9 protein-coding genes are annotated in these 14,349 nt (G+C 63.0%); 1 reads left to right on the top strand and 8 read right to left on the bottom strand.

Features of this window, described 5'->3' with window-relative positions; translation table 11 throughout:
• Positions 1-107: 107 nt before the first annotated feature.
• The 4 genes from JSS27_10410 to JSS27_10395 all read right to left on the bottom strand — a co-directional run bounded on the left by JSS27_10410 (position 108) and on the right by JSS27_10395 (position 5,726).
• Positions 108-1,718, bottom strand: a complete 1,611-nt coding sequence (locus tag JSS27_10410) for a hypothetical protein (protein MBS0209357.1) — start codon at positions 1,716-1,718, stop codon at positions 108-110.
• Complete coding sequence (locus JSS27_10405; protein ID MBS0209356.1) at positions 1,718-3,520, bottom strand: hypothetical protein; 1,803 nt, start codon at positions 3,518-3,520, stop codon at positions 1,718-1,720. Before JSS27_10405 ends, JSS27_10410 begins: the two co-directional genes overlap by 1 nt.
• 305 nt (positions 3,521-3,825) lie before the next feature.
• On the bottom strand, positions 3,826-4,737 hold the full coding sequence (locus JSS27_10400) for an ABC transporter ATP-binding protein (GenBank protein ID MBS0209355.1): 912 nt from the start codon (positions 4,735-4,737) through the stop codon (positions 3,826-3,828).
• 131 nt (positions 4,738-4,868) lie between these two features.
• Positions 4,869-5,726 carry a phosphoenolpyruvate hydrolase family protein gene (locus tag JSS27_10395; GenBank protein ID MBS0209354.1) on the bottom strand — a complete coding sequence of 286 codons (858 nt, stop codon included), beginning with the start codon at positions 5,724-5,726 and terminating at the stop codon, positions 4,869-4,871.
• Between the two features lie 378 nt (positions 5,727-6,104).
• On the opposite strand from JSS27_10395, the gene JSS27_10390 reads away from it, so the two are divergent.
• Positions 6,105-7,493, top strand: a complete 1,389-nt coding sequence (locus tag JSS27_10390; GenBank protein MBS0209353.1) for a 6-phosphofructokinase — start codon at positions 6,105-6,107, stop codon at positions 7,491-7,493.
• 112 nt (positions 7,494-7,605) lie between these two features.
• Here the strand turns inward: JSS27_10390 and JSS27_10385 are convergent, their stop codons facing one another.
• The 4 genes from JSS27_10385 to JSS27_10370 form a co-directional block, all read right to left on the bottom strand.
• The gene (locus JSS27_10385) at positions 7,606-8,511 is read right to left on the bottom strand and encodes an esterase family protein (protein ID MBS0209352.1); all 906 of its coding nucleotides are present in this window, start codon (positions 8,509-8,511) and stop codon (positions 7,606-7,608) included.
• A 122-nt stretch (positions 8,512-8,633) separates the two neighbouring features.
• Positions 8,634-9,608 carry a PmoA family protein gene (locus JSS27_10380; GenBank protein MBS0209351.1) on the bottom strand — a complete coding sequence of 325 codons (975 nt, stop codon included), beginning with the start codon at positions 9,606-9,608 and terminating at the stop codon, positions 8,634-8,636.
• Between the two features lie 419 nt (positions 9,609-10,027).
• Positions 10,028-10,450 (bottom strand): metallopeptidase family protein, encoded by a 423-nt coding sequence (locus JSS27_10375; protein MBS0209350.1) that lies wholly within the window; start codon positions 10,448-10,450, stop codon positions 10,028-10,030.
• A gap of 180 nt (positions 10,451-10,630) precedes the next feature.
• Positions 10,631-14,251 carry a pre-peptidase C-terminal domain-containing protein gene (locus JSS27_10370; protein MBS0209349.1) on the bottom strand — a complete coding sequence of 1,207 codons (3,621 nt, stop codon included), beginning with the start codon at positions 14,249-14,251 and terminating at the stop codon, positions 10,631-10,633.
• Positions 14,252-14,349 lie beyond the last annotated feature (98 nt).

Below are 14,349 nucleotides of genomic sequence, written 5' to 3'. Positions count from 1 at the left end.
TCCAATCGCAATTCACAACGGGCCTTTCCCTAGCCCCTAGTCCCTCGTCCCTAGCCTCTCTTCTTCCCCTAGCAACTAGCAACCAGCAACTCGCAACTTCCCCCGCCTCACTTTGCCATTGGGCTGTTGCGCAGGATGTCGAGCAGGAAGACCTTCGGGAACGGCAGGTCCATCAGCTTTAGCAGATGCTCATAGCGATGGATCGCGTCGATCATCAACAGCCCGGTCGGGTCGTCGGCCAGGAACGCATTGGCGTCGAGCACCTTTCGCCAGTGCTGAAACGACTGCTCGAATAGCGTGTGGGCGCGCACCAGGTCCGCTTCGTTGAAGGCCACCGTGGCGCGGTGGACGTCCAGCCGCGCCTGCCGCGCGTCGGTGGTCTGTTCCAGGTTGATCCGCGAGCGCCAGTAATCGAAGTTGACGACCTCGCGGTTGCTCTTGATGGTGTCAACGCGGACGTTGATGCGGGCCGCCTCTTCGGCCAGGCGTTTGGCCTCGGCCGCCTGGGGACCGGTGACGCGATTGCCCAGTTCCAGGTACGTGACGTCCATTTTCGAGTCGGCCAGGCCGGCGTAGCCTTGCTGCTCGCTGGTCCGCTCGGCCGCAGGTGTGTCATAGGCGCGACGTTCCTCGGCGCTGAGCGCGGCGTACTTTTCCTGCTTCAGGGTTTCGCGCAGCTCGGGCCCGACAATGGCGTCGAGCTTCGCGGCCGCGGCATCGCGCTCTTTCTGAACCCGTTCCAATTCTTCGAGCCGAAAATGGATGCCACTCCCGGCGATGAACTCGCGCTGGCCAAAGGCTCGCCAGTCCCGGTCGGCTTGCTGCCACCCGGCCAGGATGCGGGCCGTCATGTCACGGTCGATTTCGCCGAAACGGGCTTCGTATTCGTGCCAGGCCTCGCGCCGCGCGCCCGGCGCGGGGCCGCGATCGGCCACGGTCTGGATCGCTTGCAGATGATCGTCCTCCAAGGCCGCGGCGTAATAAACCTGGGCCATCGTGGTGCGCGAATAGAACAGCGGCGGCGACAGCGACACCTGCACCACCCGCGGATCGTTGCTGGGCTGCTCGACGGATCGTTCGGCCAGCTTGTAATACTCTTTGCCAAACAAGAAGTTGTCGCGCTCGTGGACTGCTTGCCGGTGATGGAAGTCGTCGTCGTCATGGAACATTTTGCGGAACAACAGCCGTTCGTCGCTACGGCCGAGACGGTGAATGGCAAACCAACCGGTTTCCATCAGCAACCGCGGATCGTTCTCGTTGTACTCGCGGCCAACTTCCAGGAAGTCCAAGCCGCGAATCACGTACTGATAGCGCTGGCGATAGTCGTCCCACTCGGCGGCGATGTTGTACGACAAGTTCCAGGTCTGATTGCGCCAGACGGCCACGAAGTTGGGCTGCAAGTACGCGATCTGCTGGTACGCGGCCGAGAGCCGCGTCCAGTCCTTCTTCATCTTGTAGTCGTCGGCTTTGTTCCAGAGGATGGTCGAGGCGACGCCGCGCAGTCCCAACGTCGCCAGCTTGATCGTCTCGCTGGCCGGGTCGATCTTCCCCAGGTTCGATTGCCCCAGCCGGTAATGCTCGCGCTGCTGGGCCAGATGTCCCCCCGGCTGGCCGCGCCCGCCCCCGCGCGTGGCGGGCTGCCCCAACCAGGCCAACGGCAGCAACAGCGCCGCCGCCAGCGCCAGGTAGATCAGCTTGCGTCGCGTCGACGGGTGCATCAGTCAAGCTCCCGCAATTTGAAACCCAGGTAGCCAAAGATGACCAGCGGCGCCACGTCCGCCAGCGTGGTGACCGACAGTTGGGCGATCAGATCGAAGGGAATGTCGTACCCCTGGGCCAAGTAATCTTCCAAGCTGAAGCGCAGCATCTCGGGTGTCGCCCCCTCGATCAGCCACAACACCCAGCGGATGATCTCGTCAAAGAACATAGCCACGTCCATGCCCATGCTCTCGGGTAGCGGCTGTTCCAAGTTCTTGTGCTGGTACAGGCGGACCATCGCCTCGATGGTCCCTCCGCCCGGGGTCTGGTTGTGGGCCAACTGCCGGACGAAGTCATGAAAGAATCCTATCACCAGCATCAAGAGGGTGGCCAGCCAGGCCACGCCCGAGTTCAAAAATGTGCTCCAACTGACCGCCACCGCCACGACCACGACCATTTGCAGCCACAGCCCGAAGTACGCCTTCAAAAAGTTCGCCGGCACGCCCCCTTCGCTTTCGAGCAAGTAGACGCTCGTCTGCCCCATGCCCAGGAACTGCTCGTTGTCCAGACACTGGACCACCAGGTCAACGCGGCCATCGACGATCAGATCCTTGAACAGCTCGACCGAGCGCCCCTGGCTGTCGACCAAGCGACGCGGGAATAGGTGCGTGTCGACCGTGTACTCGCGAGCCAGAAAGTGCAACGGCGCGCTGGTCAGCCCGTTGCGAGGATTGCGCAAGGTCACGCTCCCCGCCACGCCGCGCTCGATGTCACCCCGGTGCGTGCGACGGACCAGCAGATTCATATCGACGCGCAGCCCTTGCGGATAACGATCGGCCGTCACTTCGTCGAACGACCAGGTGGCCGAGGCCAGCGAGCCGCCAAAGATGTAACGGTGATGGGTCCATTCGCCGACGTTCGTCCCCTGTTCGGCCGGATTGCCGAACCGATCGATGAACCGCAACTTGCCATACTGGGGCACCCGGGCGCGGAATTGCCCCTCGGGTCCGCCCACGTCATAGACGACCTGGCCGCCGCGCTCGCTGGTGACGATCGGGTGCCAGTGCCCTTGCACAATGTCGGTCGAACCGCGGCCGTCGGCTTCGATCGTCACCCGGTGGCGATGATGCCGATCGAGCGACGTCCGCCCGGTGCGAATCGCCCGCACGTCGGCATTCGGCGAGCTGATGTTCGCCATCTCGCCCGGGTCCACTTCGTGGCGATGAAACAAGGCCGAGTGTACGAACAGGTACATCAACAATCCCATCAGCACCAGCATGCCGGTGCCGATGGTCACGCCGCCGAGCATCCGCCCCAGGACAATCTCGGTGGCCCGGGTCGGCTTGGTGACAATCGTGTAGATGGTCTTTTGCTTGATGTCGTTCGGCAGTCCCGTGCAGCCCAGCAGAACGACCGTGGCCAACACCAGCAGCACAACGGCCCAGTGGACGCTGCTGACGTAGAGCACGGCCGGATCGGGACTGGCCCGATCAAGAAACCAAAGGGCCAGCGGCAGAATCAGCAGCAAGAACAGCAAGAAGCCAATCAGGCCGTGCCGGCGCGTGGCCTCGCGCACGGTCAGCCAGGCGATGGCCCGAATGCGGCGGAGCGACGTCGACACCAGGTCGCTGAACAGCGTGACCAGCCAATTGATCGGCCGAGCCGAGGCCCGATCGAAGCCGATCTGCTGTCCGGTGTGAACCAGCACGACGAGCGCCGCCGCGACGACCAGCATGACCAGGCAAGCCATCACCCCGGCCCAAGTGGCAGCCGCGCCGGGCAGCCACTGGTCGAACGACGGTAATGGTTCCTCGAGGTTCATGGTGGTTGGTCAGTTGTTGAAAAGGCGATTAGCAGTTAGCAACTAGCGATTAGTAAGAAGTAGCATGCGCCGGCATCCAGTGACCCTTCTCCCCCCGGGAGAAGGTGGCGGCGCTAGCCGTCGGATGAGGGTCCCGACTCAATCTTGTTTCGCATTGCATTAAGTGATTCGCTCTGTGCGTGGAACATTGCAGAAGTACAACGAGCCAGTTCGATGACCCTCATCCGGCCTTCGGCCACCTTCTCCCGGTGGGAGAAGGGTTGATGGAAACTCGTCTCCAGCCTCGTGCTCCTCGCCTCCGACCCCTAGCCTCTAGCCCCTAGCCCCTCTTCTCCCCCACGCCGGCCGGGGCGCTTCGCGCTTTCATCGACAATTCTCAAGAACAAATCTTCCAGCGTCGTGGTCGGGTGTTCGACCGACAGCACCTGCCCGCCGTGGCGTTCGACGACGGCCCGCACTTCGGCCACCGCTTCGGGGCCAAGGGCCGAGGTACGAATCGCGGTCTGATCTTGCTGCTGGACAAGCGACTCGACGCGGCCGATTTCCTTCAGCTCACCTTCGTAAAGGATCGCGATCCGATCGCAGACATCCTGCACGTCGGCCAGCAGGTGGCTGCACATCAGAATCGTCTTCCCCTGATCGCGCAGCCGCAGGATCAGCTCCTTCACCTCGCGGGTGCCCAACGGGTCGAGCCCCGAGGTCGGCTCGTCCAGGACGATCAGCTCGGGATCGTTGATCAGCGCCTGGGCCAGACCGATCCGCCGGGCCATCCCTTTGGAATACTCCTTGAGGGGGCGGCGGCGGGCCTTGTCGAGCTTGACCAGCTTGATCAGCTCTTCGATCCGCTGTCGGCGCACGGCCGCGGGCATGTCGAACAGCCGGCCGTAGAAGTCGAGGGTCTCTTCGGCGTTGAGGAACCGGTACAGGTAACTTTCCTCGGGCAGGTAACCGATCCGCTCGTTCTTCTCGACGTCGGATGCCTTGCGCCCCAGGACCAGAATCTCGCCTTCGGTCGGAAACAGCAGACCCAGCAACAGCTTGATCGTGGTGGTCTTGCCCGAGCCGTTCGGCCCCAGCAGGCCGAAGATTTCGCCGCGCTTCACGTTCAGATCCAAGGCGTTCAGGGCGCGGACCTTGGACCGCCCCCAAAAGTCGCGATAGACCTTGGTTAGGTTGCGAATCTCGATCACGGACTCGGCAGCGGCGGCAGTGGGCATAGGTGCGATCGCTCGGGGGCGGTGTGGCGTGGCTTGTGGAAACTATAGTCGCAAGAAGTTGCTGGTTGCTAGTTCCGAGTTGCTAGTCAGGCATATGCAGCAGACTTTCACTAGCAACTAGCAACCAGCCGCTAGGAACTTTTTTCCTTGAACTTCTTCGTAATCTCGACCAGCGGGCCTTCGACCGCCATTCGTTCCAGGCTCGACGCGCCGACGAAACCTTGGCAATCGGTTCGGTCGAGCACGTATCGCGCGTCGTCCGGCGTGGCAATCGGCCCGCCGTGGCACAGGAAGAAAATGTCGCTGCGTACCGCCCGAGCCGCGTCGATCACCGCTTGGGTCTTGCGTACCGCGTCGTCCAGCGAGCAAGCCGCGCCGGTCACGCCAATCGACCCGCCGACCGTCGTGCCGACGTGGGCGATGATGGCGTCGGCACCCGACTGGGCCATGGCTCGCGCTTCGTCCGGCGTGGCCACATAGACGATCGAGAACAGGTCCATTTTGCTGGCGATGGCGACCATCTCGAATTCTTTCTCGACGCTCATACCGGTTTCTTCCAGCACCTGGCGGAACTGGCCGTCGACGATGGTGTGCGTGGGAAAGTTGTTCACGCCCGAGAAACCCATCTCTTTCACTTTGAGCAGCCAATGCCACATCCGCCGCCGCGGATCGGTGGCGTGGACGCCACAGATGACCGGCACCTGGTCCACGACTGGCAACACTTCGTGCTCGCCGATCTCCATGGCGATGGCGTTGGCGTCGCCGTACGACATCAGCCCCGCGGTCGAGCCGTGACCGGCCATGCGAAAGCGTCCCGAGTTATAGACAATCAACAGGTCGGCCCCGCCCCGCTCGATGAACTTGGCCGAGATGCCCGTGCCGGCGCCGGCCGCGATGATCGGCTCGCCCCGGTCGAGGGCGGCTTGCAGACGCGCGCGGACCTCGGCCCGGGTGTAAGGGTTGCCGCGGCCGGTCCAGGGATTGGGCATGGTCAGATTGCTCGCGCCGGGATGAGAGACTGGAACGATGAGATAAACTGTGCCGCGCGTGCGAGGGCGTTATACGGTCAACGTCGAGCAAGCTTGCCCCCTTCCACTCGTGTGGGACACAGGGCCCCCGGTCATTGACCAGGGGCTAATGCGAGGGGAACGCTCACGCGGCACGCATCCCATTCTAAAGAACCGCGCGGCACGCTGGCAGCCGGTCGAGATTCCATTTTCTGCTTTCGTTAGCAGCAGACATGAACCCTCTGGGGCGGCATTTCGCCGGTCGATCTTCCATCAAACAGCGCCGGTCGGCTACATTCAAAGCGTCAGCTCGGCAGGCGTGGCGAAAGATGTGAGGCCCTTACCTGGGAGACGGTTGCGGTGAAGCGAATCGGTATTCTCACCGCTGGCGGCGACACGCCAGCGCTCAACGCCACGATTTTCGGCGCGGTAGCCAGGGCCAACCAGTTGCGCATCGAAGTGATTGGCCTGATCAAAGGCTTCAATTGCTTGTTCGACGCGCGGGTTCCCCACTTGCCGCTGAACCCGCTGTTCAGCACCATCCCGGAACTCGACGCCACCTATGGCGGCACCGTGCTGGGGGCCTCGCGCGACTTTGTCGACCCCAACGACACGGCGGCCTTGTCGCGGATTGCCGACCGCTTGGCCCGGCTGAAGGTCGAAGGGCTGATTTGCATTGGCGGCGACGGGACATTGAACGGCCTGCAGCCGTTGTGCGACATGCTGCCGACGGTCCTGGCCCCCAAGACGATCGACAACGATCTGGGATTGAACTACGCCAACGAAGCCGACGAATGGATGCGCCAGCCGGCCGAGAACACGGAGGGCTACAAATACGTGCGCCAGCCGCCGCGCAACACGCTCGACCTGGAACAGATGATCAACTACGCCACGCCGGGCTATGCCACGGCGGTGTTCGTCTCGGTGTCGGGTGTTGAACGGCTGCGCACGACGGCTGAAAGCCACCGCCGAGTCGGCATTGTCGAGGTGATGGGACGCCACTCGGGCTACATCGCGCTCGGCTCGTCCTATGGCCAGCCCGACCTGGTGCTGGTGCCCGAATGCCCGCTGAACATCGAACGGCTGGTCGATCGGGTCAAAGAGATTTACGACTTGCAGCAGAACGTGGTGATCGTCTGCGGCGAGGGAATTGTTGGACCCGATGGCGTCGAGCTGGGGGCCGAAAAGGCGGTTCGCGATCCGGCCGGCAACGTGTCCCTGACCGGCGCGGCCGAGGCGCTGCGCAACGTGTTGATCGAACGGATTGGCGACAATTACTTCTCGCGCTATGGCGATTCCGCCCGCAACGCCATCTTCACTCGCAAGATCGGCCACACCCAGCGCGGCGGGCGGCCGCTCTTGTTCGACCGGTTCTACGCCTCGCAGCTGGGCGGCAAGGCGGTCGACATGCTGCTCGAAGGGCAGAACAACGGCGTTTCGACCTTGAAGTGGAGCCGCACGCAAGGCTTCCAGGTCAGCAGCATCGACGCCAACAAGCTGCGCGATCGCTGGGGGATGATCCACGCCCGCGAGATGCATCCGGCGTTTTACGACGCCGAGGGAATGAAGCCATCGAAGCTGGGGATTGAATACCTGATGCCTATTTTCACCAGCGCCATCGGCCACGACGACGTCGAGCACATGCGGCAGACGATGTTCGACAGCGGCAACCTGGGCCGGCCGTATCACTCGGTCAACATCGACATCGGCCGCCGCACGAAGTATCTGTCGAACCCCGCCGAGCGGTAGAACTCCGCTCGCGCCAGCCTGGCAAACTCAACCACCCCACAAGCCCAGGGGCCTCACCCCCTGGGCTCTCTTTTTTGTCTAATCGCTAATTGCTAACCGCTAATCGCTCCCGCTATTTCGTCTCGGCGCTCGCCACTACGCCCGGATAATCGCGCCACAGCCAGCGCATGGTGTCGGGGAAGATCGACCCGCCGTGCTTGCCGCTGTGCTTGCCGTCGCCAAAGACGAACTTGTAGTCGTACTTGGCGAACTTTAGCGCGGCTTCCATCTCGAGATTGGCCAGCGGCCAGTTGCCGTGCTCGTTGTCCAGATCGTTCGAGCCGTCCTGCAGAAACAGACGGAGCGGCTTGGGCGGCGTCTTGCGAATCATCGCGTGATAGACGTGCCCGCCGCGGATGTTGGTGAAGCTGCCGATGTGGCTGACCACTTTGCGAAATTCGTTCGGCCGCTCCCAGGCCACCGTGAACGAGCAGATGCCGCCGGAGCTGTTGCCGCAGATCGCCCGACCGGCGGGGTCGTCGGTGATCTTGTAGTTCTTCTTCACCTCGGGAATGATCTCGTCGAGCAGGAACCGCGCGTACTGATCGCCCAGCGAATCATATTCAAAGCTGCGATTCGAGCGAGGCTTGGCCTTGGGATCGGCCGGCGGCTTCTCGAACGGGAACACGCCCGGGTTGATGAACACGCCGATCGTGACTGGCATTTGCTTGCGGGCGATCAGGTTGTCGAATACGACCGGCACGCGGTATTGACCCTTTTCGTTGACCATGCCGCCGCCGTCCTGAAACACCATCAGACAAGCCGGCTGGGATCCGTCGTATTGGGCTGGCACATAGATCCACCAATCGCGAACGGTCCCCTCGAAGACCTTGCTCTTCCAAGGCTCTTGCTGGGTGACTTTGCCTTGCGGGACGCCCTCGTGCCGTTCGCTGTCAGGCCCCAGCACGTAATCGTCGATGGCCAAGGCGGAGGAGGCGAAGACGCAGCAGAGGGTAAGTGCGAGCGTCAAGTAACGCATGAAAGTTGGCTCCTAAAAGTTGCTAGTTGCTGGTTCCTAGTTGCTAGGCAGACGCAAAAGACTGACGTCGAGAAGGTTCTTACTAGCCGCTAGCAACCAGCAACTAGCAACTTCTCCTGGTCTTACTTCTTCTTCTCCGGCGCCAAGCTAACCGGCGGCGTGGTATCGGCGAACTTCTTCCACTCGGCGTCGAGCGCCTCGACGCTGGGCAGGCCACGATGAACGAACAGCCCGTACCGCAGCCGCAACGGCGTGCCCGGCTCGATCGTTACCGGCCCGTCGAACGAGACGCCGGTCCCCATCCAGCCGTCGTCGCGGACATGGTACTTGGTCGGGTGATTCACATTCGTCGGGTGGTCCATCAGCGTGATCCCTTCGATCACGCCATCGGCCACGGCGCCCGAGTAGTCGCACCAGCGGGCCGGCTTCCAAAAGACCTGCTTCTCGTTGACGTCGCCGTTGCTATTACGAATCTGGCCGCCGCCGTCGCGCACGCCCAGGCTTTTGGCCATTCGCACCGCCACTGGGCCGAACGAGGTCTTGCCGAACGTGGCCGGGCTTTGTGGCGCGCTGAACTCCAGATCGATCAGCAGCCGCCACTGATTGTCTTCGAGCGGCTCGACGGTCAGCCGCCGCCGCTCGGTCAGAAACGTCTTGCCGTCCGGCGCGATCCAGGCGTTCACCGCCGTCAACGACGCCGCTTCGTCGCCGTCGTCGTAGCGCTCGATCCGCTGCGGGACGATGCGACCCGACTTGGTCGTATCTCCCCAGAAGTCAATACCGTTGACGTCATGATGGGCGACCCAGACCGAGTTGTGGTGGCTGTGCGTCACGGGATCGTGCGGGTGCCCCATGCGGGTCAGCGCGCGGCCGCTGGGGCCGATGATCGGATAGACGAACGGCCGCTTCAGGTCGGCGCGACGCCAGTAGCGCGCCAACTCGACCCCGTCGCGCAGGAAGGTGTCGTAATCGACTCCTGGCAAGGCTTGCAGTCGCGGGATCGGTTGGGGCCGCAACGGCGGCGGCTCGTCGGCGGCGGCACCACGGACGAACACACAAGATAACGCGACAAAGAACAGCAAGGCGCGCAGCGACATAATCAACTCACCACGACAAAGGAATCGGGAAGGCTGCCAAGCGAGGACCATCAACAGGCGGGATATTGACCCTTGTATGCAGCTCCTGGAACAGTTGCAAGCGCTTTGCTTCAATGCCGAAAAACTTAAGCATTCGACCACGACGAACACGACGTAGGAAATGATGAGTGCGGAGTGATAAGTGATGAATGCTGAAACACCAATGACCACGTGTTAAAGCATGCTTTTCGCTCACCTTTTCAATGTCTTCTCTGCGCCCTCCGCGTCTCTGCGGTTCAAATTGCACCATTTTCCAACGTCGTGTTCGTCGTGTCGTCGTGGTCGAATCCCGAGTGCTTCCCGCTCCTCCTGCGGTCTTCTCTGCGGCCCCTGCGTCTCTGCGGTGAATCCTCTTCTCTCGTGTCACCAAACCGTCGTGGTTAGTTTTCTTCCTTCGAAGAACCCGGTTCATCGAACGGGCTGGGTTGCGATTCGAACTCGTCCAGGTCTGCCTCCGAGTAGCCGAAGTGGTGCGCCAATTCGTGGATCACCGTGCGGCGAATCTCGTAGACCACCTCGGCCCGACTGCGGCAGGCTCGTTCGATCGGCCGCTTGAACAGTAGGATTCGGTTCGGCAAGTGGTCGCCGTATTCCTGCTCGGTCACCGCGTGACCCTGAAACAGACCGAACAGGTCGTCGGGAGATTCGAGTTCCATCTCCTCGCACAGCGCGGGCGACGGCGACAGCTCGACATCGACGACCACGTTCTCGAGCCAGGCATGAAACGGCGCCGGCAGTTGACCCATTGCCTCGCGCGCCAAAGCCACAAACGCGCGCATCGACATTCGCGGCCGGTCGTTCATTGGGATTTTCACCGCAAAGACGCAAAGGTCGCAAAGAAAAAAAGGCAATCTGAATCGCAGCGAGCGCTGAGATGCGCAGGGGATGGATTTCACCCTTTTCTCTCAGCGACCCTCCGCGCTCTCTGCGTTTAACTTCCCTGTGTTTTCTTTGCGTCCTTTGCAGTTCAATTTCTCCCCGTGTTATTTCTTGGGAGCCGCCACTTGTGGGGCTTCCGCTTCAGCGCGGGCTAGCACGCCCGGCCCGCGGCGCACGTGCAACATCACGGCCGGCGTCGCCGCCGGCGGGACCGGATCCTTGGTCGCGCGGGGGATTTTGGCCTCGGCAAAGCAGTACCGATCGGTCTCGGGCACAAAGTCCGCCGCGTTCAAGAACAACTCGCGCTCGCTGTCCTTGGCCGGAATCAGAATGCCATTCAGCCCGATGTTGTCCACGATGATCCCGTGCGGCAAGTTCTGCACATCGAACGCCACCGGTCCTTCGAAGCCCAGCCGTTCGATCCGCAGTTTGGCTTTGATGGTCGTGCCCGGCGCAATCGTCAGCTCGCGCGGCTCCAAAAAGATGCGCACCTTGGGCTGCTCGACCAGCTTGGCGGGGGTCAGCATGTTCGCCACCGGCTTGGTCACCAACTGGCCATTGATCTCGGCCTTGGCGGTGATGCGGACCTTGCTCCAATCGCCCAGTTCCTTCACCTCGCCGGCCAGCAGCAAGCTGCGGGCTTCGACGTGGCCGGCTTGAATCGTCGTTGACGTCGCGGTGTAGCCCGGCGGGACATTCTCGAACTCCAGTTGGATGTCCCCGTCAAAGCCGTCGATCCGCTCCGTGCGGAACAACAGTCCGACGCCGCTCTTGGCTTCGATGGCCGGCTTGGCCGTCGCCAGCGTGACGGTGAAGTCGGGCTGGGCCGTGTGCAGCGTCAGCCGATACGCGAACCGATCGCCGCCAAAGCCGCGCACGTCGCGCACCCGGACCAGGTAGCTCCCCCGCGCCGGCGCCGTGAAGTGGACGCGTGAATCGGCCCCCAGCTTGCGATCGCTGTCGTCGTCGTTGGCGTAAAAGACTTTGAATACTGGCAAGCCATTCGGCGTCAGTTGCGTCCCCGGCGCGTGCGGCTCGACGATGTAACAAGCTTCGTCCATGGCGTGGGCCACGCCGCTCGTGTCAAAGTAGGCTCGCCGCTTGCCGTTCAAGGCATACAACTGCGAACCCGAGTCGGGCCCTTGCGGCATGCGGAAGATCTTGCCGACTTCGCCTTGCATGTAGAGCAACTGATTCAACCCGATCTCTTCCCAATTGGTCAGACGCGGGTCGAGCTGGTCCGAGTTGATGGGCCGGAAGGTGAGGCTCGAATCGAGCATCGCCTGTAGCAGCACCCGCTCGACCGGCTTGCCGGCGGCGTGCAGGACTTCGATTTTGGTGTCGACCGGCGAGCTGCGCCGCGCGGCCAGCGTTTCGATCACGATCTGCTGACCCGGCTCGGCCTCGAACCGGAACAGGTCGAAATCTTCCTGGCCGTTCTGGTGACGCGGGCCGATCCGTCCGTTCACGCTCACCAACCCGGTGGGCGGAATCGTGCCGATCGGCGTGGCTTGGGCCGACTCGTCGTTCGGTTCCTTCTCTAGCGATTCGCGATCTCCGGTCGCCATCACCTGCAGCGCGCGGGCCACGCGATATTGCTTGGCATCGACCGGCACCGGTACATCCCCCGCCGCGGTCGGCGACAGCTTCACGCTGTGCCCCATCGGCAGGTTGTAGCCCACCAACTCGACCGACGTTTCGCGCCCGACGGAAATCGTTAGCGGGTAAGCGCCCGTCACGTAGGCAAACTTGCCCACGCTCAACCGGTAATAGTTCGTCGCCATTCCCTGCATCGTCAGATCGTGAACTCGCAAGGTGTAACGCCCCGCGGCGGGAATCTTGTACGCCAACAGCGGATCGGCCTGGCCGTCGAAATCGTTGTTGCTGGCCACGACTTCCCCTTGCGGGTCCAGCAGGATCAGCGTCGCGTTCAGCGTCGAGCCGATCCGCTTGGCCGACAGTTCGGCCACAATCGTCTCGCCGGCAGCGGCTTCGAACTGGTAATGGTCCTGATCGCCGGGCGAGGCGATGTTCCCCCAGTAAGCGGTCGGCATCGTGACCTGTGTCGCTTTGCCGCGGACATCATTCGGCTCGGCTTCAACCACTTGCGGCAAGTCGTCGATATAAATCGTCAATTCGTTGCTCGCACCGCCCGGCCCGGCGACCGCGAGCATGGCCGCCGTGCGCGGCACGCCGGCCGCGGCCAGCAGGTCAAGCTGCAGCTCGCCGGCCATCGCTTTCGGATCGGCCACCAGTTTCGCGCTCAGCAGCTTGGCATCGACGCCGGCCGCGCGCAGGGTCGCGCCCGTGGCACCGCCCAGGTTCTTGCCCGTCAACTTCACGCGCATGGACTGGCCGCTTTGCAGGCCGCGCCGATCGATCGACGCCAATTCCGGCTTAGGCGGCAGCAGGGCCGCGCCGCTCATCGCGTCGAACAGCCCCCAGGTTCCGTCGAGCCGGGCGATGGCCAACGCCTTGCCGTCGGCGGCAATCGCCAGCCCTTGCGGCAAGTCGCTCTGCTTGCCGAATTGCCGGCGTTCGGTGTAGTTCTTGGTGTCCCAGACACGGATCGCGCGATCTTCGCCGGCGCTGACCAGTGTGCCGCCGCCGCGTGCGTAGGCCAGCCGCAACACCGCCCCCTCGTGACCGAACCGGGTGAACAACAGCGGGTTGGTGTTCTCGGCCGCGTCCTTACTGATGCCGTAAATGCGAATGCGGCTGTCAACGCCGCCGGCGGCCAGTTGCGTGCCGTCGGGATTGAAGGCGACGGCGTTCTGTTCCTTGAGCGGTTGCGACAGGGTGTCCAGCCGCGCGCCGGTGGCGACATCCCACAGCTTGATCGTCCGGTCGCCGCTGGCGCTGGCCAGCACTTTGCCGTCGGGGCGAAAGGCCAGGTCGAAGATCGCGCCGTTGTGCCCGGTGAGCGTGCGCAGCTCGCGACCGTCGGCCAACTGCCAGAGCTTGATCTGCTGGTCATAGCTGCCGGTGGCCAGCAACTTGCCGCTGGGGTCGACCGCCACGGCGTACAAGCTGTCCTTGTGGCCGACAACGCGGCGGACCAGCTTGCCGCTAGGGATTTCCCAGACCGTCGCCTCGCCATACACGCCCGGCTCGCCAGCGGCCACGACCAACTGCTTGCCGTCGGCCGTAAAGCCGAGCGTCGCCACATTGCCGTGAATGTCGGCCAGTTGCCGCGCGAGCGCTTGCGTGGTGACGTTGACCAGTTGCACTTCGCCATAGGCTCCCAAGGCCAGCAGCTTGCCGTCGGGGCTGAATGCCGCCGCGGTCAGACTCTTGCGGGCCGGCGCGCGAAGCTTGATCTTGGGAGTCACCAGAGTCGTGATCTGCGGCGCGTCGCCGGCGGCGGGGCCCTTGGCGCCCGCTTCGACCCAGCGGCGCAGCAAGGCGATCTCGGCCGCGGTCGGCGCTTCGTTGTCCTTGGGTGGCATGACCGGCTTGGTTTTGCCCTCGATCATCAGGATCAGCCGGCTTTTGTCGGCCGCGCCGGGCACCACGGCCGCGCCATTCTCGCCACCCTTTTGCAGGCCAGCGAAGCTATCGAGTACGAGCCCGTTCTCGGGGTCGTCGGCCGCATGGCACGACACGCAATACTTGCGCAACACCGGAGCAACGTCCCGCTGGAAATCAGGGGCGTCAGCGCCACAGGCCAACGAAGCCCAGCCCGCCACTACCAACCAGGCCGCCAAGATATTTCTGATTTGCATGGTTCGACGCCTAACTTTGCCACGGAGGCACGGTGTCACGGAGGTTTGCACGGAGAAAACAAATCCACGAACAAATGATTCGAATCGCAACGGACCAC

This window comes from Planctomycetota bacterium (assembly GCA_018242585.1).
Taxonomy (GTDB): domain Bacteria; phylum Planctomycetota; class Planctomycetia; order Pirellulales; family PNKZ01; genus JAFEBQ01.
Note: the sequence above shows the minus strand (reverse complement) of the source record. Positions and strands in the feature narration are given on the sequence as shown.

Coding starts and splice junctions, on each gene's coding strand:
- JSS27_10410 (MBS0209357.1), bottom strand. CDS start 1,718: ATGCACCCGTCGACGCGACGCAAGCTGATCTACCTGGCGCTGGCGGCG.
- JSS27_10405 (MBS0209356.1), bottom strand. CDS start 3,520: ATGAACCTCGAGGAACCATTACCGTCGTTCGACCAGTGGCTGCCCGGC.
- JSS27_10400 (MBS0209355.1), bottom strand. CDS start 4,737: ATGCCCACTGCCGCCGCTGCCGAGTCCGTGATCGAGATTCGCAACCTA.
- JSS27_10395 (MBS0209354.1), bottom strand. CDS start 5,726: ATGCCCAATCCCTGGACCGGCCGCGGCAACCCTTACACCCGGGCCGAG.
- JSS27_10385 (MBS0209352.1), bottom strand. CDS start 8,511: ATGCGTTACTTGACGCTCGCACTTACCCTCTGCTGCGTCTTCGCCTCC.
- JSS27_10380 (MBS0209351.1), bottom strand. CDS start 9,608: ATGTCGCTGCGCGCCTTGCTGTTCTTTGTCGCGTTATCTTGTGTGTTC.
- JSS27_10375 (MBS0209350.1), bottom strand. CDS start 10,450: ATGAACGACCGGCCGCGAATGTCGATGCGCGCGTTTGTGGCTTTGGCG.
- JSS27_10370 (MBS0209349.1), bottom strand. CDS start 14,251: ATGCAAATCAGAAATATCTTGGCGGCCTGGTTGGTAGTGGCGGGCTGG.